Here is a 20,672-nt window from a genome sequence, read left to right on the forward strand (position 1 = left end):
CTATTACCTCATTAGCACTGAAGAATAAAATTCATAGGCTCGTACGAAAGTACCGGAACAATGTGTAAAAAAATACGATTTCATATAGGTTCAAAATGGTTGCACAATTCATGTTCGGTAGGTGAAATCGGTATTATGTGACCACTCAAAAAGTCAGCTACTCAGGCCAGCTATTAACTACAATTTGTGTTAATTCTGTTTTGAGAGTTCAAAAGAGAGCGTGTCTATGCATAATTCAGCTACCGGAAGCTCACTTTCAAAAGAAGAGTTTGAGAAGGCGTTCGAAAGCCACAATCTTCTACTTCTGAAGAGCAGCGAACAGTTTACTCTGGCATCAAATATACCCGGAGTCAGTTTCACCCCTGCCAACAAAACTAAGTCAACGGTGATAAAAAGCTACTTTAGTGGTTACGTTTTTAAAGCGGACACCAGAGGTCCTTATGACATTTTTCGAAATGGCTTTCTGGTAGAGTCCCCCTTTGATATTGGACAAACCCAAGGTCATGGTCGGAGTTCGATATCAGGTGGGGTTGTGACCAGCCTGAGTGCAATAGCAGCCGGTTATGCAATGGTTCACAGTCACTGTATAAAGATATTTGTTTACCTTATTGATGCCATGAGCTACGGCGGCATAGTAGGAGAGCAGCCATATTTGCCGAGATCTTACAAATGCCTCCTGGAGCCACACCATTTGAACTCATGTAACGTAAGATTTACACACCCTATTTTTGATTCAGACATTATAGGCTGTGTATGGTCAGATCAGTTTCCGAGTCCACAACAGGCCATATGGCCTCCACGTGTAGCGCTTGCTCCATCCCGGCTCAATTTAGCTGTAAACCCTCTCTATCAGGGAGGCATGGCGAAAGCTGAGGAAGTTGCGAGGCTTTTCAGTTTTGATTGACTACAATGCAGCAGGAACAACTCTACCAGCTGCAACAGCAGCAGATCCAGCAACAGATTGAACAACAGAAACTTGAGCTGGAAAAACAGCAACAGAAAATGCGAAAAAACAGAACCACTGCCTGAAAACTGAGGATGGTCAGTATCTGAGGGCTTTACTCATAATAAAGCTGTTCTTGCCCTCGTCGGTCTCATAGGAGACATCGTCCATGAGCTTGTTAACGATATGCAGCCCCCGGCCACTGCACAGCCAGGCTTCAGGATGATCCGGGTTAATCTCTTCAGGTTCCTGACTATCGATAACATCACTGGGAATAGAAGCCCCCCAGTCACTGACTGATATATTCATGCTGGTTTTGTCCAACCCTATGCAAATCTCCACAGGGTGCCCTGCCTCATTGCCATAGGCGTGTTCAATAGCATTATTCACAATCTCTACCAGGCACAACTCCAGCCGGTTAATTTCTACAGGTGACAGCGTCGTCATAGCACACACGCCTCTTACAGCCATTGCCACCAGAGTCGTATTAGAAAGCTGGCTATCGATCTGTAATCTCAGCAGCTGCTTGGAATCAGGCATACTCAGTCCCCCTGAACAGCATCCGCAACACTATCATGCAATGAGAACAGCTTATCCATAGAGGTCAGGTCGAACAGGTCTTTAACCGCAGGCTGGGCTGAAGCCAGGGCAAACAAGCCGGAACCGGCTGTTTTTTTCAATCCGGCAACCAGTGAACCAAGACCGCTGCTGTCCATGAAACGAACCTGGGACAGATCTACTACTATTTTCTCCTTCCCCGAATCAATCTGGTCAAACAGGAACACTTTGAATGACTCTGCAATCGAAGCATCCAACCGGCTCTCATCCACCAGAACCACTGTATAAGCACCCTCTTCCCGTGTTTCAAATGCCATGGTTCCCTCCCAGGCTATTCAAGGTTTCCATTCCAAAATCAGGAAAGTGACATCATCTTCAAACGATTCGCCATGATTCCAGTCCCTGACCTGTTGCTCAATCCGATCAACCGTTTGTTCCAGACTATCAGAAAAACTATCCTTCAGACACGCCAACAAGCGATCCTGCCCAAACTGTTCGCCACTGTCATTTTCACACTCCGTGATACCATCGGAATAAAGGAACAGACGGTCACCGGGATGTAACTGGATACTGGTCGATTCATACTCCATATCCGGCATCATGCCAATCGGAACCCCTCCGCCGGCTACGGGTTCAACCCTGGATTGTGAAATCTGTAACCATAATGGGGGCGGATGCCCAGCCTGTGATATCTGCACCTGCCCGGTACGACTGTTAATCAGTCCATAGGCAATGGTGAAATAGAGCATCGACTCGGCAGTAGCCTGAAAACGCCGGTTCAGACTAACCAGAACTCTTTCTACAGGGCGAACCTTATAGAACGGCGACTTATCCATAAAGTCTTTAACAATGCCGCCCCGGTCTGAGGTTTCAGACATAATATTGTTCAGGGTGAAGCTAAACAGTGCCGACGGTATACCGTGACCTGCCACATCAAGCTGATAAAAGCTGACATGCTCGCCATCCAGTGCCTGATAACCAAACATATCCCCACCGAGAATACGACTGGGCTGGAAAAACCAGTTAAAGCTGACATGCTGAATAGTGGCTGGCTGACAGAGTAGTCCTGCCTGAGTGGCAGCAGCGGATTCAAGATCTTTTTCGATAATTTCAATTGCCCTGGAAATCTGACGGTTTCGCTCTTCCAGGGTGCTTTCCAGCTGAATAATCCGCATACCGGCATTAAGCCTTGCATCCAGCTCCTCGAAATTCACAGGCTTGGTGAGAAAATCATCCGCGCCGCAGTTCATACCTTCGACAACCGCTTCTCGTTCCGTTTTGCCCGTTAGCAGAATAAAGTAGGTGTAATGTTCAATCTCACTGCTACGGATAGCTTTCAACAGATCAATGCCATCCATTTCCGGCATAATCCAGTCACTGATCACAATCCTGACCGTTTTATCCTGCTGTAATATCGCCAGAGCTTCTTTGCCGTCTGCCGCTTCGAGTACCTGGTGACCTTTCTTGCGTAACACCACCGACAGCATAAGGCGCTGGTCTTTGGCATCTTCAACAATAAGAATATTCATGCCTGAGCTATCGGCATGGACGGTTGGGACTAAAATTCTGAGATGAAAGAGGCTGATACCGGAAAAGTATCAGCCTGATAAGCTGTCAGCCAAAACGCTGATGTAGATAATCAATGCGATCCTTGCAGGAAAGATACCGCTCCGAAGTCGTCAATTCCTCATAGTCCACAGCGGCAGAAGCCTTAAGCGTTGAAATATCCGAGCGCTGACGGCTCAATCGTACCAATTCGGGCAACACCTCCATGGCTCCAATCCTGCTGCTGAGAATAAGCAGGTCACAACCCGCCGCCAGTGACTGTTCAACACGATTCAGGAAGCTTCCCGCAGAGGCTGCTCCTTCCATGGTCAGGCAATCACTGATAACAACACCTGTAAAACCCAGCTGGCCTCTCAGAATGTCCTGCAGCCAGCGACGGGAAAATCCGGCAGGCTGATCGTCTACTTCAGAAAACACAATATGGGCAGGCATCACCGCATCGGCACCCTGCTCTATGATTTCCCTGAAAGGCAGCATATCACTGGCAGCAATCTCATCGAAAGAACGATCATCCCGGGGCAGTACCTGATGAGAATCCCCGTCAACATTGCCATGACCCGGAAAATGCTTTATCACACAGGCCATTCCAGCTTCCCGAACGCCTTCAATCCAGGCGGTTGTCAGTTGAATCACCTGTTCAGGTTCCGAACCAAATGCCCGATCCCCGACAATATCCGTTTTGCCAAGGTCAAGATCCAGCACTGGTGCAAGACTCAGATCAACATCCATAGCCAGTAGCTCCGACGCCATCAGCCAGCCCGTATCTCTGGCCAGTTTCAATGCGCCCTGAGGATCTCTTTGATAGTAACGCGACAGCTGCCCGGCTGCCGGCAAGCGCACAAACCCTTCCTTAAATCGCTGAACCCGACCACCTTCATGATCCACCATGATGATCAGGTCGGAACGTACCTGTCGTATATCCTGAACCAAAGCGTGTAACTGTTCACGACTGGAATAGTTTCGTGCAAACAGCAACACTCCGGCAATACCAGTATGTGCCAGAAAATCCCGGTCGGCACTGGTCAGCTCAGTTCCCGGCAGATCAACGATCAGAACACCTTGCTTCATTAATAGCCCCCTGGATAACTCATAGATAGCTTTGTGAAAAGTCCACACTAATCCTCAAGAATATCAATCGTCGTACCTGCAGGAATCCGGTCATACAGGTCGATAATGTCCGCTCCATGCATTCTTATACACCCCCTGGAACCGGGCTTACCCATTTCAGCAGTATCCGGCGAACCGTGAATATAGATGTAGCGTCGCATGGTATCGACATTCCCCAGGCGATTAAAACCCGGCTCCAGACCACTTAACCACATAATACGCGACAGTATCCAGTCTTTACGACCCGGATACTTTGCCTTTAACGCCTCAGAATACACTTCTCCGGTAAAACGACGACTTTCAAATACGGCATGTTGTGGCAGGCCGCCCCCGATTTTGGCACGAACAACATGCCGGCCCAGGGGAGTTTGCCAGCTGCCTTCCTGCTGGCCTGTACCTTTACTGGCTGTAGACACCGGGTAATGAACCCACTGACCATCATCCTGAATCAGAATCAGTTCCTGACTGGGAATATGAACCGTTATATGCACAATCATTCAGCCTTTTTTTAACACTATCCGGTTATCGGCATAACCAGACTATCAATCCAGTGTGTGATATCAGGTATGCGCTCGCAGACCTGCCGCCATAAAAGGTACCATGCGGCGCAGGATCGTCACCATAGAATCTTCTATCGCGAAATCGCGTCTGGCAATAGACTGCAGGGTTTCCACACCAGACATAGTAAAAACAGCAGAGCCCAGGATAAAGTAGGTACGCCAGAACATCTCGGCAGGTGGTAATGTCGGACAGGCACTTTTCAGTAACAGATAGTAGCGGTGAAAAGCTTTGCCATAAGCTTCTGTCAGATAGTGTTTAAGGTGTCCCTGGTTCTGACTGTAGGCAAGCCCTAACAGTTTCATAAAGGTCGACAGGTCATCATTATGTCGCGGCTGTACCGCTATGATCTGGTCAACCAGCAGGTTAAGCACAGCCTCCAGTTCAGGCGGCTCATCATCATCCAGAGCATCCAGACTGTTCTGCAGGTTGGCTGCAAATGGGTCAAGGTAACGGGCAAACACTGCCTGAATCAGGACTTTCTTTGACCCAAAGTGATAATTGACCGCTGCAAGGTTAACCCCGGCTTTGCCCGTAATCGATCTTAGCGAAGTTTCCGCAAAGCCATGTTCAGCGAAGAGCGCTTCCGCCGTATCAAGAATTTTTGTAACCGTATCTCCCTGTCCCATGCCTGTACTCTCCGAGTTTTAAACAGCTGTTTAATACTTTCGTTTTAAACATAATCGCTGTCAAGAAAATAGACCGAAACAGATACGATCAGTGATATACAGCTTGAAACAGCAGATTTACTGTATATAATTACAGTCACTGTATAAAAAAACAGATTAACCACCATGATTAAGCTCACCAAAAGACAGTCTGAAATACTGGAACTCATCAAATCTCATATCGAAAGTACTGGCTTCCCACCAACACGGGCCGAGATTGCCAAAACATTCGGTTTCCGCTCCCCTAATGCTGCCGAAGAACACCTGCGAGCCCTGGCGCGAAAAGGCGCTATTGAGATGACCCCCGGAGCGTCCCGTGGCATTCGTATTCCTGATACGGTCAATACCGACGGTCTTCCGGTGGTTGGTCAGGTGGCTGCCGGTAGTCCGATTCTGGCGCAGGAACACATTGAAAACCACCTGCAACTCAAAGGCGACTTTTTTACTCCCAGAGCTGACTTTCTGCTGCGTGTAAAAGGCATGAGTATGAAAGATATCGGCATTCTGGATGGTGATCTGCTTGCGGTTCACAAGACCACTGACGTGCGTAATGGTCAGGTAGTTGTGGCACGCATTGACGACGAAGTCACCGTAAAACGTTTTGAGAAAAAAAAGAACACCGTACTGCTGCACCCTGAAAACGAAGAGTTCGAAACCATTGTCGTTGATTTGACTCAGGACCTGTTTGCCATTGAAGGCTTGAGTGTCGGTGTAATCAGGCACTGATGTCATTCGTGGAGGAGGAAGTTTATGCGAACGCACACAGTCACTCATTCAAGGGAATCAGACCAGCCCAGAGTAAATGAATTGATTCTGTCCGGCCCTGCATGGCAATCAGGACTGTTTCTATCCCCAGTCCTGTCCAAACTGGCTAACGAAGAAGAACAGCGCTGGCTCACCCTGATCCTGTCTGACAACAATCCTAGCCAAACCATTAAGTGGCTAAAGTCAGAGGGTATCAGCAGCTGCAATGTCAGGGTACTCAACCGTGCCAGCCGCAAACAACCACTGGATCTCACATTCCAAGCGCTTGCCTGTGGCACCAGCCATACTGTGATCAGCTGGATAAACCAGATGGATCAGGAAGACCTTTCCAGGCTCGAAGATGCTGCCCGCAGCGGGCAGTGTAACTGCCTGACCATCAGAAGCAGGGATGCGGCCTGAAAGCTTGTGAGGAAAATGCGGGTCAGTGCAGCACCCGGTGTTCGCAGGTGTCGTCTTCATTCCGGTATGGGCTGGTAACCGCTGCCAGCTCCAGCATCCCGGCATCAAACATCGCTTTAGCCACCTGCAGATAGTCTTCCAGCAGGCATCTGTGAGCCTCGTCAGAAAACTTAAGGGTCAGCAGCGGTTCAACATCTGGTTCGTCACTGCGACGCAGTACGATTTCTCCCGTCCTGAGTTCAACAATTTCCAGAGGCGATGCAGACATAAAGATTCACTCCGTATTAACCGAGACAACAGACTGAATCATAAAAGTGAAAAATTCAAGTGGGTGACAGGAAGATAAATTAAAAATGAGAGACACGTCAAATTCTACCAATAACATTGATCAAACAGTGTTGACTACCATTCAAGGTTGAAATTCCGGAAATGTCCGACCAGATCTTTAAATCGCTTCAAACCGTCCTTTCCACCGTCTACAGTCAGAATGGCGTCATTACCCTCTCCTTCCTGATTGACCCACTGAATCAAGCCGTTGCCTTGTGGTAGCCCTTCATACTGGTAAGGAATAAAGAGATTCTGCCAGTATACTTCCAGCTGTTTTAACCAACCGTTATCTAAGAGGGCTTCCAACTGTGTAAACTCAGAAGCGGCTTCACCCTTCTCCCTGATCAGCGACAGGGCTTCAGTAAACGATGGCGCTACATCACACGAAACGCGATAGGATTCCAGGATTTCAGCCAGCAAAGATCGCCAGGCCAGTTGCAGCTGCAGTAGAAAACCTTCCCTGAAAGCGGGGGCTTCCTGATGCTCAGCCGACTCCCAGGCATTCAGTTGAATACGGGCAAAGTGTAACCTTTTATTGGTGTTTGCAGACCAGTCCGACATGATAATCCCTGTTTACACAAATCAACACGTTAATGAATGGCATCAGAAGAAAAAAAGCCTCCGTCAGTTGTGGCAGAGGCTTCGCAGGATCAGGACATTCAGGCTTTTTTAGCAGCACGCTTTTTAGTTTGCTTCTCAACCCACTTACCTTCCTCGAAGGTAGCGCTCCAGCCTGTTGCCTTTCCAGCCGTTTCTGACATCACGTACTGTTGTTTAGTCTTGCGGCTATAGCGAATAACGGCCGGATTGCCTTCCGAATCCTGACGCGGAGCATCCAGCAGATAGTGGTATTTTGGATCAATCTCAGCCTGATGCGGTATCAACTCACTCACCAGCGGCGCACGGGTCTCGCGGTTTTTGGGAAACTGACTGGCAGCCAGAAACAGACCGGATGCCCCATCACGCAGGATGTAGTGGTCTTCAACCTTGACACACTTCAGCTCGGGCATAGGTACCGGGTCCATCTTGGGCGGTGCGGCTTCACCACTTTTCAGCAGCTTACGGGTATTTTTGCATTCAGAGTTGGTGCAGCCAAAATACTTACCAAAGCGCCCACTCTTGAGCTGCATCTCAGAGCCACACTTATCGCACTCCAGTATCGGGCCATCATAGCCTTTGATCTTGAACTGACCTTTCTCTACCTCATAGCCATCGCAGTCCGGGTTATTACCACAAACGTGCAGTTTACGCTTTTCATCGATCAGGTAGCTTTCCATCGCCGTGGCGCATTTTGGACAGCGATGCATGGCACGCAAGGCGTTAACCTCTGCATTTTCATCATCAGCATCCTGAACTTCTTCGCCCGGTACCAGGTTGATGGTACTCTTGCAGCGTTCTTTCGGAGGCAGAGAGTAACCGGAACAGCCGAGGAAGACGCCGGTACTTGCAGTGCGGATCATCATATCCCGACCACACTCAGGGCAGGCTATGTCTGTTGGCGATGGATCGTTGCTACGCATACCGCCTGCTTCCATTTCGGCATGCTCAAGCTTCTGGCTGAATCCTGCATAGAACTCATCCAACAGCCCTTTCCAGTCTTTACCCCCTTCCGCAACCACGTCCAGGTCAGTTTCCATGTGTGCGGTAAAGTTGTAATCCATCAGTTCAGAGAAGCTCTCGACCAGGCGATCGGTCACAATGTCGCCCATTTTTTCCGCGTAGAAACGGCGATTCTTCAGGGACACATACCCCCGGTCCTGAATCGTGGAGATAATGGATGCGTAGGTTGATGGGCGGCCGATACCCTGCTTTTCCAGCTCTTTAACCAGTGCCGCTTCGCTGAAACGCGCCGGAGGCCGGGTAAACAGCTGTCTCGGATCAAGCGCTTCGAGTGTCAGAGCTGCGCCTTTATCCAGCTTGGGCAGAATAAGATCATCGCCTTTTTTGGAAACAGCCTTCATCACTCTGGTATAACCATCAAACTTCAGGGTGCGGCCTTTAGCCCGCAACTCCAGTCCTTCAGTCAGAACGGTCAACGTAGTACTCAGGTATTCAGCCGGTACCATCTGACAAGCCAGGAACTGACGCCAAATCAGGTCATATAACCGTTCAGCATCTTTTTCCAGGCCCGACAGTGAACCAGGCTCTGCTTTCACATTGGACGGACGGATCGCTTCGTGGGCTTCCTGGGCGCCATCCTTGCTGGAATAAATATTGGGTGAGTCTGGCAGATAACGGTCGCCATGGTTGGACTGGATAAAGTCTCTGGCACTCTCCACAGCTTCCTTGCTCAGGTTGGTAGAGTCAGTACGCATATAGGTAATGTGACCCGCTTCATACAGTCGCTGAGCCAGTGTCATGGTTTTCTTGACACTGAATCCCAGACGGGTACTCGCCGCCTGCTGCAGGGTTGATGTAATGAACGGGGCAGAGGGTTTACTGCGTGTAGGCTTATCTTCCCGTTCAGTCAGCTGGTAACTGGCATTCTGCAGCCGTGCCAGCACCTTGTCTGTTTCTGCTTTGCTCTGAGGACGAAAGGGCTTGCCATTGTCTTTCGCTACCTGGAAACGGATAGCGTCTGCATCTGCCGTTTTCAGGTCAGAGAAAACCTCCCAGTACTCTTCCGGGACAAAGCTGCGAACTTCACGCTCACGCTCAACAATCAATCGCACCGCTACGGACTGTACCCTGCCTGCAGACAGTCCACGGGCAATTTTTGCCCACAGCAGCGGAGACACCATATAACCCACAACACGATCCAGAAAACGACGGGCCTGCTGGGCATTCACACGATCTGTGTTCAGGGCTCCGGGTTCCTGAAAGGCTTCCTGAATGGCATTTTTGGTAATCTCGTTGAATACGACCCGCCGGTAGCGGCTGGTATCACCACCAATGGCTTCCTGCAGGTGCCAGGCAATGGCTTCCCCTTCCCTGTCCAAATCGGTTGCGAGATAGATGGTGTCAGCATTTTCAGCCAGACGACGTAATTCATCGACCACCTTCTCTTTACCAGGCAGGATTTCGTAACGAGCCTCCCAGCCTTTTTCCGGGTCGATACCCATACGTTCAATCAGCTGCTCCCTGGCTTTTCGCTTCTTGTGAAGCACCTTCTGCTCGGGAGACAACTTGCGGGTTTCTGCTGCTGCCCTGGCACGGGCTTTCGGGTCAACAGGCTTTTTTGCACCACCAGCCGTAGGCAGGTCGCGAATATGACCGACAGACGACTTCACGACAAAGTCTTTGCCCAGGTATTTGTTGATGGTCTTCGCCTTGGCTGGCGATTCGACGATAACTAGAGACTTACCCATGCTACCTTACACATCCTGTTATCTGCTCCATTGTTTCAGCTGTCTGACAGCGGCGTGAGCCCTGCAAAGCACACTGGTAACGCATTTGATGACTCCACAAACCACCTGCCATTTTCACGTTTCAACGCAGACTCATGCTGAAACAAGAAAGGCCGGGAATTAAAAATTGTTTCAATATATAAGGTCAAGGAAATAATCGGTCAAGGGAAACCATACCTTGAGTGCTAATTTTTTTTCCAGACCTATCAATTCCAACTTGTATGTATCCGACTGATTTTGCTAAAAAAAACAACTATTCAGTGTTTTTAGTACAGTTATGGCTTTTAAGTTGGCACATCATACTGCCAAAAGCGTTTTTCTGGCGACCTGGGCAACTCATTAAGAAATGGCTGACCAGGTATTCTTTTTTACTCTGTATCAATCCACAGTAAAATTGCAACCCTCTGCTCAAACCTCACCAGCGATTGAAGAGATGCCTGCCCTTTTACTGCGCCTGAATAGCAGGCTCTGAACTCAGCTAAAGCTTTTGGTGAGATGGGAATAGGAAATGACAGGAAAGATGAGCGAACAATAGATTGAACCTGATCCAACAAAGAGTCTCCGATGGCGCTCAGAGACCCCTTATTTAATCGAATTGCGCCTGTTAAGCAGGACTTGCCACGGCCTTCAGCCTGCTTCTTAAAGCCTGCACGGCTGGAACCAACAGCACCGCTACCGCCACACTCATAATGGTCAGTGTGATCGGGCGTTCCCAGAGGAAGCTCAGGGAGCCGTCACTGATCATCAGGGTACGACGCAGGTTATCTTCCATCATGCCACCCAGAATGAAACCCAGAATCATTGGAGCCATAGGGAAGCTCAGCAGCTTCAATATCAGCGCGATAACCGCAAAGATTACCATCATTTGAATATCAAACGTGTTAAAACTGATCAGGTAGACCCCCGTGAGGGAGAAAAACAGCACGATTGGCGTCAGGATCTGACGTGGCATATTCAACAGCCGGGCAATATAACCGTCATTCAGCACCTATATCAGGAATAAATCTCTTGGTACGGTCGACCAAGAATTGAAATGATGGTTAATTGCCTCTCCTGCAAGCCAACGACATGTTTTTCATGACCATCGACCAATAAAACATTAATTCCCTGAAAGCAAAAAAATACCCAGCGTGCAGTCGGATTCTGATAGGGCTTTCGCTTCATATCCGGAAAGAACCTACTCTGACGCTTTAATTCATGCCTGATTCGATGCTGTATCGCTGCGTAGACTAACAGGCAAAGCGTCATCACCATAAGCAACGCTTCTATACGTTCCGGCTTCTTTAAAAACAGCGAGGAGACCAGAAATTCAGGGCTTTTAAGAAACCGAAATCCACGCTCCACCGACTGCTGTGATTTATAAGTGCTCAACACTTCTGCTGAACTTAGCCGGCTCCTGTCCAGATCATTTGTTGCCAACACAAAGCACCCCAGGGAAGCCTCTGCTACTTTACGACAGTCAACGGATACCCAAGGATGACCGCTGACATAATACTCCACGCTATCTGGTTTGCTGTCTTTCTCCGGACGTCCCACTTTGGTATAGCATGGTTTTGTCGTAATTACAGGTTCTGCCTGACAATAATTGCTTTTTGATTGCCACTCATTGAACGCACGCAATGCGTCCGTTTCACACTTGAACGGTTTCTTCGCCAGCTTGCTGGTCAGTGCTTCCGCTTCTTTTTCTGACTTTTTCAACAGTTTTTTGAGCAGTGTTTTCTGTTCGCTTTTCCGAGCCTGTTCACTGCGAATCAGAACCCACCGTTGAGATACATCCGCATAGTCGGACAGTACTTCGCAGCTCTCATAACCTTCGGCATCTTCAACCGGTGTCATCGCACAAGAAGCGACACTGTCCACAAGCTCTCTTGCGGATTTTATTTTAGCCGGAACCCGGGTGATGAACTGTTGCTTTTGCTGATGCAATATCTGTACATTGTCTGTTGTATAAAGTGCAGCATCGCCGATCAGGTAACGATTATTCAGCGCCTCTTTGTAGCATTTCAAATGCTTGCTGATGACTTTTTTAAAATTAGTGTTGTCGTTTATATTGCCACTGGATGCGGCCATGAATACGGGAATACCCGCCTGATTTTCAGTCATTAGGAGCAGTATCGCCTGATTTAATTCAGGTCGGTGATCTCTGCTGTATCCACGACAGATTTTAATGCAGTTCAGATCTTCTTCATCGACTTCAGACTCACTGTTATAACGACCGTCCACATGAAAGCTGGTTGAATCAAGATTCAGAGCATTACACGGCAGTTTCAAGACATTAACGGCCTTGACAGCCAGTGATAAATAGACCTCACTTACACCCAGTTCAAAAATTTGATCCAAGGCTCTGCCGAGTACACTTTCGTTGATATGTTCCGGCTCTATACCCGGCCGAATAAGTTTATCCAGTGGTTTGTCGGCGTGAAACTCAGGGAACATGTGGAGTGTGCGAGCAGTGAAGCCCAGTCCGTTAAGCAGCATTGAGACAACGGTTTCTCCGAAGGAAATCTTTCTGGTTTCAGATTGGTTGGGAACCAGAGAATCCAAGAGGTTAGCGATCCCGAGCTCTTTGCACATACCGGCCACCAACCCCGTATGGTCGATGCGTTGAATGTGAAATTGATGAGGTTGCATGGCATATGCTCAGTCTGAAAATTTTTTACATTTTAGATGGTTTTAGGAAATTCTCAGATTAAGTGCTGAATGACGGATATAAGGAATCAGTGGCAAATTCAAAATCAACAGCACCAGGTTGCCGAGGTACATGGAGATAATGACAGACCAGAAAACGGCGGGTTGTTCAACAAACAGCCGGGGCCCTGGCTGAATGCCGTAGGAAATTAAAGCCCCGAGCAAGATTGCAGTTGTGCCTGATCCAGGAATACCCAGCGTCAGAAGCGGTACAAAAGAACCTGTACAGGCCGCATTGTTGGCGGTTTCGGGGCCTGCTAAACCTTTCAGACTGCCTTTACCAAACTTCAGCTTTTCTTTGGCCGAAGCCAGGCTGCGCTCCATACCATAAGCCAGGAAAGAGGCAATCGTTGCGCCAGCACCAGGCAGCACTCCGGTAAAGAATCCAAGAACCGATGAGCGAGCCACCGTTGGTGCCACATCTTTTACTTCTGAACGGCTCAGTTTCAGGCTGCCCATTTCACTGATCTGCTGGTTACTGGCTCCTGCTTTATCCGGGTAACTATTCTACAAACCACTAAACATCAGCTCAAAGTCGTCTACTTTTAGAGTATGCAAAATGCTCATGTTTCAGGATCAAGCACAACACCTGCATTACTGCCTGCCCCCTTCGCTACCTCGCAGGTCATCCTCACCAAGCAGGAACACATCCAGCTAAAACAGCAGGCCAACCTCTGGCATGCCATGTGGAAGGCGGCCTGTGGCCGAGAGCAAAAAGTACTGGCTAAAAATGCCTCTCTTATCGCTCAGCATAAAGCCGAAATAGCTGGGTTGAACACCCAGGTCGCTGATCTGAAATCAGAACTGGCACACATGAAGCACTTGCTTTTCGGTCGTAAATCAGAGAAGACCAGTTCTTCTTCAAAGAAAAGTGGCAATACTACCCGGCCACCTTCAAATCGAAAACGAGGTCACCAGCCCGGAGTCCCCGGTTCTGGTCGCCATCTTCACAACAACCTGCCAGTGGTTCATGAGTCTGTAGACTTACCAGTGGACAAACAGTGTTGTACAGTCTGCCACCGGCCATTCAAGTCTTTTTTCAATGACGACAGCTGCGACGTAATTGAAGTTGAAGTTAAGGCTCACGTTCGTCGCTATCACCGAAGGCATTACCAAAAAACCTGCCAGTGCCCTGAAACGCCCAATATTACTACTCCACCACCTCCACCAAGACTCATCAACAGAGGAAAGCTTGGTATTTCTGTCTGGGTGGAGCTGTTGCTGAATAAGTACGCATACGGCATCCCCATAAACAGGCAACTTGAGTCTTATAAGACTCAGGGACTGGAACTGCCGCAGGCGACCATCTCCTTTGGCCTGGAAGCTATAACGCCCTTTTTTGAGCCGGTAGCCGAAGCTACTCGGGAATTCGTCGCCAGTAGCGATCAGTGGCATGCTGATGAAACCCGGTGGATCACCTGGGCACATGAGACGACAGGTTCCCACAAACATTGGCTGTGGGTATTTCTCTGTGACCAGGCGGTTTATTTCAGTATTGCTGACTCCCGCGCGGCTGTCGTACCGAAGTCAGTCATTGGTGACGGGGCTGGTACATTGGTGTGTGACCGATACTCAGCCTACAAGAAACTCGCGAATGATGTAGTTTCTATTGATTTAGCTTTCTGCTGGGCTCACGTCAGGCGGGATTTTATTGACGCTCAACGAGGTGATCCGGAGTTGGAGAAGTGGAGCGCCACCTGGGTGAACAGGATTGGTCGTTTATATCATCTTAATAGTCAGCGACTTGAAGTGCTTGATGAACCAGAGCAGCTAGCAACACAGCAGTTACGGCTTGAACATCAGGTAGAGCAGATGGCAACCCGGAGGGATCAGGAACTTAATCGTCCTAAACTGCGAGTCAGAGCGAAAAAAGTGCTCGAAAGTCTGCAGAATCACTGGGAAGGATTGACCCGCTTTGTCACTAACCCCGGTATCCCCATGGATAACAACGCTGCAGAGCAAGCACTGCGCACAGGTGTCGTTGGCAGGAAGAATTACTACGGCTCTGGCAGCGTATGGAGTGCTGATATAGCCGCTTTTCTGTTCAGCGTTTTTATGACGCTAAAGCTTTGGGATATTAATCCAAAAATCTGGCTGGGTGCCTATCTTGAGGCTTGTGCCATAAATGGCAGGAAGCCACCTGATGATCTCACTCCTTATCTGCCCTGGTTAATGAGTGAGGAGCGGCTTTGTGAAATGCGTAATCATGATCCGCCAAAGGTATAACAATTGGAGGCAACAATAGGGAAAAGTGGTGTCTTAATTGCTGATTTTGAAGCGGTTTGTAGAAAAGTTACTTATCCGGGCGCAAAACCGTCATCAAGGCTTCTGCGAGGGCGAAGGTTGCCATCGCCAGCAACAGGAAATCAATACCATCAATCAAATCCATCTGTCCGAAAGTGAAGCGCTGAATACCACTGGATTGGTCCGTACCGATGGTGGAAAGCATGAGCCCGAGAATGGCCATCATGATGGCTTTCAATACATTTCCTTTACCGGCAAAGGCCGCCACAGCAGTCAGACCCAGAATCATCAGGGCAAAGTAATCAGGGCTCTGGAAACTAAGCGACACTTTTGCCAGTGCCGGAGCGGCCAGCAGCAAAAACAGGGCGGCGATGGTGCCACCACTGAAAGAGGCATAGGCCGCGAGCGCAAGTGCTTTACCAGCCTGTCCCTGACGGGCTAGAGGGTAGCCATCAAAAGACGTTGCTACTGTCCCGGCCACCCCCGGAGCGTTAATAAGAATCGACGATGTTGAGCCGCCAAAAATAGCGCCATAGTAAACACCGGCCAGAAGAATCATGCCAGAAGCCGGGTCAAATCCATAGGTGACCGGAATCATCAGAGCTATGGCAGACATCGGCCCCAACCCCGGAAGCATGCCTATAAAAGTACCCGCAAAACAACCAATCACTACGTACAGGAGGTTCTCCCATGCCATTGCCGTGGCAAGACCCGCACTAATTCCCTCAAACATGCCTCACCTCCTTAAACAAAAAAACTTCCCGGTGCCAGATAAATGCCCAGTACTTTGGACAAAAGCAACCAGAGACCCAGCGCCAGAGGCAGCGAGGCCAGAAGCAGTACTTTTATACGACGCTCACCCAGCACCAGATAGCCACCAATTAGAAAAAGAGTCGTCGAAATAATAAAACCGGCGTAGCTCAAAGCCAGACCGAACAAGCTCATTAACGCCAGTAATATCAGGGTGCCTTTCCAGCCGGGGCCTGAGAGGCTTTCTGTGGGAGAAACCGCTTCAGGGTCTGGTAAAACCAGCATCAAAAAAGCCACCAGAGAGCCAGCGACGCTCAAGAAAACAGGAAGCGTTCTTGCGGTAAAGGGTTCGTCGATGCTCCAGGGTTGTAAAGGAATCTGGTAAGCGTGGTAACCATAAGCCAGAGCTACGATCAGGAACAGAAAGGCCCCTGTGCGTGTTGCAGTCACAGTGTGTTTCATAACATTCATGGAATCTGGAAATGAGTAAAGCAGCGCCCTGTGCGGGCGCTATGAAAACGCAATTACTGGAGGAACCCCATCTGCCGCATCAGGATGCCCAGGTCGCGTTCCTGCTCGTTAAGGTAAGTCATAAAGTCGTCACCGGACTTGAATATTTCTACCCACCCATTGGTGTCACGAATCTGTTTCCACTCAGGTGTCTGGTACATTTTTTCAAACAGGCTGGCGTAAGCTTCCACTTTTTCAGCAGGCAGATTGGGAGGTCCAAAGACACCCCTCCAGTTAACAAAGGTGGCATCGCCTTTCTGCTCTGCAAAAGTAGGAATGTTTGGCGCAGAGGTCAGGCGTTTGTTGGCTGTGACACCGATAATGCGAATTTTTCCGGAACGCTGCATTTCCAGAGCTTCACCAAGGCCTGTTGCCAGAAGGTCAGTTTCACCCGACAGCAAGCCAGCCATCGCTTTGCCACCTGCGTCATAGGGTATATAGCGAACCTTCCGGGGGTTTTCTCCTGCCGCTTGAAATACCATCGCTGCAATCAGGTGATCCATGCTACCTGCCACTGAGCCACCGGCAATTTTCAATTTGCGCGGGTTTTCACGGAACTGTTTCAGAGCATCGTCAAAGGTTTTTATGTCAGAGTCAGCACGGACAGCCAGAATACCATAGTCACCAATCACGGCGGCGACAGGTGTGAGGTCACGAAATGACTGCGGGAAGACCTTTTGCAGTGATCGAATGACAATGGGAGTGGAGTTCACCATCAAGGTGCCCTGCTGGCGTTGAGCGGTTTCAATCAAATAGGCAATCGCGCGACCACCACCGCCTCCCGACATGTTCTCATAGCTGACACGTTCCAGGATGCCAGAGCGGTTCATGGCCTCACCAATGCCACGAGCCGTAGAGTCCCAGCCACCTCCAGCACCACCGGGTACCAGAAAATGGGTCTTATCAATAGTATTTGCCTGGATACTGCCTGCCAGGCAGAGGGTGGAAAGAACAGAGCCAGCCAGGAAACGGCTAAAGCTTTTTCGGATGCCCATACATTATCTCGTAGTTGTTTTTATTGGATCTCAGGCTGCTTGCCTACCTCTTTTCTGTGCGTAAACAACCATTGCGATAGCAGTAGTTTTCACCAGGGCAAAAAGGCAGGCGCTTCCAGTCTATAGCTGGTTTTTCAAGCAGTTAGCGACACTCTACGCGACCTTCTCCGATAAATCCAGCGGGCCATGACGGCTGAAAACAAGCTCGGCCTTTTTCCTGAACAAGGCTCTGTTCAGGAACAGCGCAACCCCTATACAGCTGAGTAATGCGATAAACATCATCAAGGTACCCTGTTAGCGCTGGCCTCTCTTGCCTGATTCAGCCTCTGTGCTATCTGGGTACTTGTTATATACCTGCCGCCTGATGATTCGCAGCAATAAAACAGACTGTTGCCCCGGGTCTTGTCGGAAACATGCTGAATCAGTTCAAGCGCTTTTTCAGGATTGGCTTTTGTGTCTTCACCCCGAAGGTAAATACCCGCCAATTGAAACTTTGCTATCAGTGCATCACTGGTTTGATTGAAATAGCCTGGCTTGCCAGCTGCGCCAGCCAGTTTACCATTAGCCCAGTCGTCGTCTGCTTCCTGAGAAGCCGCTAACTGATACCATCTTATTGCTGCAGGAATATCTTTTTTTACGCCCGAGCCTAATTCATAGGCAACCCCCATGCGTAATTGCGCCCAGGGTTCTCCTCTTTCCGCTGCTGGCTTCAATATTTCAAATACTTTTGCATACTCATATCTTTCCCAGGCAATATCAACCGTCCTCTCGCCCGGGTTTGGGTTGGGACCTGCACAGGCAGCCAGTAAAAACAGTGAAAGAAGAATGTATGTTTTTTTCATGTTTTTTCCTTAGAGTATGTGGCCATCGCTATTGGTTCAGAACTGAAATTCCCGGCCTTAATAAGGCGAACTGCCATTGCCAGCCGACGGATTCGGTCAGAGTCAGGTGAAACGCTTTAGATTTGCGATAAAAGAAATAGTTCCGGCTCTCAACAAAGTAGTACATTTTATCTGATTATCTGATTATCTGATCGATTTGGTCAGGAATCCCGTCCTGCAATTGCAGAATGGCATTAACACAAAATGTAGAGGTCAGCCTCGTGGTGCAGGAAAGCACAGAGCAGCCTGATTAACTTTTTTAGTTCGGAGTTTGCTTATATTTGATTTAATCAACCAGTATGATTGGATAATTATGTTCACCCAAAACACCATGTCTGATGTAGGAACGTCAGGCGCAGAGGTAAGGCGTTCTTTCTGCTACATTTGAGCAGTTTATATACATATAAGTAACTGATCATGAGCAAGCTGCGACAACTACTTATATCAGAATATGCCTGTCCGGGGTTGGTGATATCGTCTTTGTTGATATTGTCTTCGCCATCCTACTCTTCCGAAGCGCTTTGGTTCAACCAACAACTTGATCATTATAACGTGAGTGATCACCGGTTATTTCAGCAAAAATATTATCTGAATACTGATTCTTACAGTCAGAAGGGACCATTGCTAGTGACCTGTGGCTTCGAAGGAAAAGAACAAAGCTACTCAGTTGACCGCAGTGCAATGGCTGAATACGCAAAGATACTCGAAGGTGCAGCTCTTGCTGTTGAGCATCGCTACTTTGGAGACTCAAAACCATTTGGTTCATGTAAGCCGGGAGATAAAGGCTGTTATAAGTTTTTAACTATCGAGCAGGCCCTACAGGATTGTCGGAACATTATCAATCATGTGACAAATAACCTTCAAATCAAGCCTGATTTGATCATCAGTTTTGGAGGTTCATATGGCGGTGTTCTGGGGTATCTGATGAGAGTTCACTTTCCTGAGTTGATTTATGGAGCTGTGGTTTCCGGGGCAGCGACAAAAACTATTGGCTCCGGGCTGGAATCAACGGGTATCTGGTTTGATAAAGGGGTCTCTGCTCCATATCTTCAGCAAGGTGAGTGTGCTCAATATATTGAAAAACAATTTACTGATTACTCAACGCAGCCAGATAAAATAAAAGATACGTTGCATCTATGCTCCAAACCAGACAAACCCATGACGTTTTTTCTGAATGCAAAAATGATGATGAGTTATGTCACGCAATCTAACTATGCCCGCCCTTGCCCTCCCTTTAAAAGCTCTTACCCTTTGAACACCGTCTGTTCTGCTGCTAAAAACAACCAGAGCGCTCTTTTGGCTGCAATGAATCTGATGTATAACTCAACTGGCCAGGTAAATTGTTATGATGGAAATCACCTTTCACCTTCATACCGTGCAACGGATGAAAACTATCAGAGGATTGACCGATACACATTTGGTTACTTGTGTTGTACCCAATTTGTTCAACCAATTGGTGGCAAGGGTATTTTTTCTGTTGATACACCATGGTCGCTTATCAGGTTTTCAAAGTATTGCAATACCTTCTACAAGGTGCGGCCAAACCCGAACTGGTGGAATAATTATGTTTTTGAGCCATTAAAAAACACCTCAAGAATTATTTTCGTCAATGCTGGGTTTGATCCAGTCCGGGTCTTCTCGCCCGCCATTTATGAAGAGGGGCGGGAAGTTCTCAACGTAAACAATATGGCTCACTGTGAAAATACACTTGGTTATTCAAGTTATGACAGCGAAGAGGTTGTTTCAGCGCGGCAAAAAATATTATCGATACTGGAGACCTGGGTGAAAGCTAAATGAGTCGATTTCACCCTGTAACTTTGACTCGGCTATGGCGATGACAACCTTTGTCCTGGCTTATGATGTGGAGCGCAGTCTCGCTTCAGCCAAAGAAAAACTGAACGAAGGCTGGCTAAAAGCACTGACCAGAGAGGGGCTAAAGCCTGTCGGAGAATGTGTGGCAAACTGGTCAGGGGATCAGGCTTTTCGCTTAACCAGTCAGATGCTTCAAAAGCGGGATAATGGAATGATTGAAGTTGATGGAATTCTCTGTGCCAGCGACCAGATGGCATTAGGTGTGCTGAAAGCCCTGAATACCAATAGCATTAACATACCGGAGGAAATCGCCGTATCCGGTTTTGATGACACACCGGACAGTGCTTTGTACCAACCCGCCCTAACCACCATCAGGCAGGATTTTTTCACACTGGGAGAGTTAATAGTCGAAAGTTTGCTGGCGCTCCTGAACGAACAGCCTGATGGAGACACTCCGGATCGGATAACCAGAATAGCGTTAACAAAAAATGTAGAAGTCAGCCTCGTGGCGCGGAAAAGCACAGAGTAGCCTCATCAACCTTCTTACTGCGAAG

General features: G+C 48.6%; 21 protein-coding genes and 2 pseudogenes. 7 read left to right on the forward strand and 16 right to left on the reverse strand.

What is annotated here, in order from left to right; all coding sequences use genetic code 11:
• Positions 1 to 226 precede the first annotated feature (226 nt).
• Positions 227 to 904 carry a hypothetical protein gene (locus NX722_RS10310; RefSeq protein WP_262567899.1) on the forward strand — a complete coding sequence of 226 codons (678 nt, stop codon included), beginning with the start codon at positions 227 to 229 and terminating at the stop codon, positions 902 to 904.
• Complete coding sequence (locus NX722_RS10315) at positions 901 to 1,029, forward strand: hypothetical protein (RefSeq protein ID WP_262567900.1); 129 nt, start codon at positions 901 to 903, stop codon at positions 1,027 to 1,029. The genes NX722_RS10310 and NX722_RS10315 overlap by 4 nt, the downstream gene beginning before the upstream one ends.
• 13 nt (positions 1,030 to 1,042) lie before the next feature.
• Here NX722_RS10315 and NX722_RS10320 read toward each other — a convergent pair whose 3' ends face one another.
• The 6 genes from NX722_RS10320 to NX722_RS10345 form a co-directional block, all read right to left on the reverse strand.
• Positions 1,043 to 1,483, reverse strand: a complete 441-nt coding sequence (locus tag NX722_RS10320; protein WP_262567901.1) for an ATP-binding protein — start codon at positions 1,481 to 1,483, stop codon at positions 1,043 to 1,045.
• Positions 1,484 to 1,485: 2 nt separating this feature from the next.
• Positions 1,486 to 1,818 (reverse strand): STAS domain-containing protein, encoded by a 333-nt coding sequence (locus tag NX722_RS10325; RefSeq protein ID WP_262567902.1) that lies wholly within the window; start codon positions 1,816 to 1,818, stop codon positions 1,486 to 1,488.
• Positions 1,819 to 1,836: 18 nt separating this feature from the next.
• Complete coding sequence (locus NX722_RS10330; RefSeq protein WP_262567903.1) at positions 1,837 to 3,030, reverse strand: PP2C family protein-serine/threonine phosphatase; 1,194 nt, start codon at positions 3,028 to 3,030, stop codon at positions 1,837 to 1,839.
• Between the two features lie 85 nt (positions 3,031 to 3,115).
• Positions 3,116 to 4,135 carry a beta-N-acetylhexosaminidase gene (nagZ, locus tag NX722_RS10335; protein WP_262567904.1) on the reverse strand — a complete coding sequence of 340 codons (1,020 nt, stop codon included), beginning with the start codon at positions 4,133 to 4,135 and terminating at the stop codon, positions 3,116 to 3,118.
• A 47-nt stretch (positions 4,136 to 4,182) separates the two neighbouring features.
• On the reverse strand, positions 4,183 to 4,671 hold the full coding sequence (locus NX722_RS10340) for a L,D-transpeptidase (RefSeq protein WP_262567905.1): 489 nt from the start codon (positions 4,669 to 4,671) through the stop codon (positions 4,183 to 4,185).
• Positions 4,672 to 4,734: 63 nt separating this feature from the next.
• Positions 4,735 to 5,361, reverse strand: a complete 627-nt coding sequence (locus NX722_RS10345) for a TetR/AcrR family transcriptional regulator (RefSeq protein WP_262567906.1) — start codon at positions 5,359 to 5,361, stop codon at positions 4,735 to 4,737.
• A 165-nt stretch (positions 5,362 to 5,526) separates the two neighbouring features.
• Here NX722_RS10345 and lexA point away from each other — a divergent pair, with 165 nt between their 5' ends.
• Positions 5,527 to 6,126, forward strand: a complete 600-nt coding sequence (lexA, locus tag NX722_RS10350; RefSeq protein ID WP_262567907.1) for a transcriptional repressor LexA — start codon at positions 5,527 to 5,529, stop codon at positions 6,124 to 6,126.
• 24 nt (positions 6,127 to 6,150) lie between these two features.
• Positions 6,151 to 6,564, forward strand: a complete 414-nt coding sequence (locus NX722_RS10355; RefSeq protein ID WP_262567908.1) for a hypothetical protein — start codon at positions 6,151 to 6,153, stop codon at positions 6,562 to 6,564.
• A 22-nt stretch (positions 6,565 to 6,586) separates the two neighbouring features.
• On the opposite strand, the gene NX722_RS10360 is transcribed toward NX722_RS10355, so the two are convergent.
• From NX722_RS10360 to NX722_RS10385, 6 genes and pseudogenes are all read right to left on the reverse strand, one after another.
• Entirely contained in the window at positions 6,587 to 6,832 is a 246-nt protein-coding gene (locus NX722_RS10360) for a nucleoside/nucleotide kinase family protein (protein ID WP_262567909.1), read from the reverse strand.
• 134 nt (positions 6,833 to 6,966) lie between these two features.
• On the reverse strand, positions 6,967 to 7,452 hold the full coding sequence (locus tag NX722_RS10365; protein ID WP_262567910.1) for a DUF6586 family protein: 486 nt from the start codon (positions 7,450 to 7,452) through the stop codon (positions 6,967 to 6,969).
• A gap of 98 nt (positions 7,453 to 7,550) precedes the next feature.
• On the reverse strand, positions 7,551 to 10,199 hold the full coding sequence (topA, locus tag NX722_RS10370; protein ID WP_262567911.1) for a type I DNA topoisomerase: 2,649 nt from the start codon (positions 10,197 to 10,199) through the stop codon (positions 7,551 to 7,553).
• Positions 10,200 to 10,842: 643 nt separating this feature from the next.
• Positions 10,843 to 11,226, reverse strand: a complete 384-nt coding sequence (locus NX722_RS10375) for a tripartite tricarboxylate transporter permease (protein ID WP_322740920.1) — start codon at positions 11,224 to 11,226, stop codon at positions 10,843 to 10,845.
• A 5-nt stretch (positions 11,227 to 11,231) separates the two neighbouring features.
• Positions 11,232 to 12,869 carry an IS1634 family transposase gene (locus tag NX722_RS10380; RefSeq protein ID WP_262564376.1) on the reverse strand — a complete coding sequence of 546 codons (1,638 nt, stop codon included), beginning with the start codon at positions 12,867 to 12,869 and terminating at the stop codon, positions 11,232 to 11,234.
• Positions 12,870 to 12,944: 75 nt separating this feature from the next.
• A pseudogene (locus tag NX722_RS10385) lies at positions 12,945 to 13,391 on the reverse strand (tripartite tricarboxylate transporter permease); the annotation flags it as partial.
• 87 nt (positions 13,392 to 13,478) lie between these two features.
• Between NX722_RS10385 and tnpC the strand changes: the two are divergent.
• A complete protein-coding gene (tnpC, locus tag NX722_RS10390; protein ID WP_262567862.1) occupies positions 13,479 to 15,152 on the forward strand; it encodes an IS66 family transposase in 1,674 nt (557 codons plus the stop codon).
• Between the two features lie 79 nt (positions 15,153 to 15,231).
• Here tnpC and NX722_RS10395 read toward each other — a convergent pair.
• The 4 genes and pseudogenes from NX722_RS10395 to NX722_RS10410 form a co-directional block, all read right to left on the reverse strand.
• Positions 15,232 to 15,903 (reverse strand): annotated as a pseudogene (locus NX722_RS10395) (tripartite tricarboxylate transporter permease); the annotation flags it as partial.
• An 11-nt stretch (positions 15,904 to 15,914) separates the two neighbouring features.
• Entirely contained in the window at positions 15,915 to 16,382 is a 468-nt protein-coding gene (locus NX722_RS10400) for a tripartite tricarboxylate transporter TctB family protein (RefSeq protein WP_262567912.1), read from the reverse strand.
• Positions 16,383 to 16,444: 62 nt separating this feature from the next.
• Complete coding sequence (locus tag NX722_RS10405) at positions 16,445 to 17,425, reverse strand: tripartite tricarboxylate transporter substrate binding protein (protein ID WP_262567913.1); 981 nt, start codon at positions 17,423 to 17,425, stop codon at positions 16,445 to 16,447.
• 281 nt (positions 17,426 to 17,706) lie between these two features.
• Positions 17,707 to 18,267 carry a tetratricopeptide repeat protein gene (locus NX722_RS10410; protein WP_262567914.1) on the reverse strand — a complete coding sequence of 187 codons (561 nt, stop codon included), beginning with the start codon at positions 18,265 to 18,267 and terminating at the stop codon, positions 17,707 to 17,709.
• A 456-nt stretch (positions 18,268 to 18,723) separates the two neighbouring features.
• Between NX722_RS10410 and NX722_RS10415 the strand changes: the two genes are divergently transcribed.
• Together NX722_RS10415 and NX722_RS10420 are read left to right on the forward strand one after the other, a co-directional pair.
• Entirely contained in the window at positions 18,724 to 20,103 is a 1,380-nt protein-coding gene (locus NX722_RS10415) for a S28 family serine protease (RefSeq protein ID WP_262567915.1), read from the forward strand.
• Between the two features lie 37 nt (positions 20,104 to 20,140).
• Complete coding sequence (locus tag NX722_RS10420; protein ID WP_262567916.1) at positions 20,141 to 20,647, forward strand: substrate-binding domain-containing protein; 507 nt, start codon at positions 20,141 to 20,143, stop codon at positions 20,645 to 20,647.
• The last annotated feature ends 25 nt before the right edge of the window (positions 20,648 to 20,672 follow it).

Origin of the sequence: Endozoicomonas gorgoniicola (assembly GCF_025562715.2) — a bacterium.
Lineage (GTDB): Bacteria > Pseudomonadota > Gammaproteobacteria > Pseudomonadales > Endozoicomonadaceae > Endozoicomonas_A > Endozoicomonas_A gorgoniicola.

What these genes read in the sequence shown, in the direction of transcription:
- NX722_RS10310 (WP_262567899.1), top strand. Translation starts at nt 227, where the DNA reads ATGCATAATTCAGCTACCGGAAGCTCACTTTCAAAAGAAGAGTTTGAG.
- NX722_RS10320 (WP_262567901.1), bottom strand. Translation starts at nt 1,483, where the DNA reads ATGCCTGATTCCAAGCAGCTGCTGAGATTACAGATCGATAGCCAGCTT.
- NX722_RS10325 (WP_262567902.1), bottom strand. Translation starts at nt 1,818, where the DNA reads ATGGCATTTGAAACACGGGAAGAGGGTGCTTATACAGTGGTTCTGGTG.
- NX722_RS10330 (WP_262567903.1), bottom strand. Translation starts at nt 3,030, where the DNA reads ATGAATATTCTTATTGTTGAAGATGCCAAAGACCAGCGCCTTATGCTG.
- nagZ (WP_262567904.1), bottom strand. Translation starts at nt 4,135, where the DNA reads ATGAAGCAAGGTGTTCTGATCGTTGATCTGCCGGGAACTGAGCTGACC.
- NX722_RS10340 (WP_262567905.1), bottom strand. Translation starts at nt 4,671, where the DNA reads ATGATTGTGCATATAACGGTTCATATTCCCAGTCAGGAACTGATTCTG.
- NX722_RS10345 (WP_262567906.1), bottom strand. Translation starts at nt 5,361, where the DNA reads ATGGGACAGGGAGATACGGTTACAAAAATTCTTGATACGGCGGAAGCG.
- lexA (WP_262567907.1), top strand. Translation starts at nt 5,527, where the DNA reads ATGATTAAGCTCACCAAAAGACAGTCTGAAATACTGGAACTCATCAAA.
- NX722_RS10355 (WP_262567908.1), top strand. Translation starts at nt 6,151, where the DNA reads ATGCGAACGCACACAGTCACTCATTCAAGGGAATCAGACCAGCCCAGA.
- NX722_RS10360 (WP_262567909.1), bottom strand. Translation starts at nt 6,832, where the DNA reads ATGTCTGCATCGCCTCTGGAAATTGTTGAACTCAGGACGGGAGAAATC.
- NX722_RS10365 (WP_262567910.1), bottom strand. Translation starts at nt 7,452, where the DNA reads ATGTCGGACTGGTCTGCAAACACCAATAAAAGGTTACACTTTGCCCGT.
- topA (WP_262567911.1), bottom strand. Translation starts at nt 10,199, where the DNA reads ATGGGTAAGTCTCTAGTTATCGTCGAATCGCCAGCCAAGGCGAAGACC.
- NX722_RS10380 (WP_262564376.1), bottom strand. Translation starts at nt 12,869, where the DNA reads ATGCAACCTCATCAATTTCACATTCAACGCATCGACCATACGGGGTTG.
- tnpC (WP_262567862.1), top strand. Translation starts at nt 13,479, where the DNA reads ATGCAAAATGCTCATGTTTCAGGATCAAGCACAACACCTGCATTACTG.
- NX722_RS10400 (WP_262567912.1), bottom strand. Translation starts at nt 16,382, where the DNA reads ATGAAACACACTGTGACTGCAACACGCACAGGGGCCTTTCTGTTCCTG.
- NX722_RS10405 (WP_262567913.1), bottom strand. Translation starts at nt 17,425, where the DNA reads ATGGGCATCCGAAAAAGCTTTAGCCGTTTCCTGGCTGGCTCTGTTCTT.
- NX722_RS10410 (WP_262567914.1), bottom strand. Translation starts at nt 18,267, where the DNA reads ATGAAAAAAACATACATTCTTCTTTCACTGTTTTTACTGGCTGCCTGT.
- NX722_RS10415 (WP_262567915.1), top strand. Translation starts at nt 18,724, where the DNA reads ATGAGCAAGCTGCGACAACTACTTATATCAGAATATGCCTGTCCGGGG.
- NX722_RS10420 (WP_262567916.1), top strand. Translation starts at nt 20,141, where the DNA reads ATGACAACCTTTGTCCTGGCTTATGATGTGGAGCGCAGTCTCGCTTCA.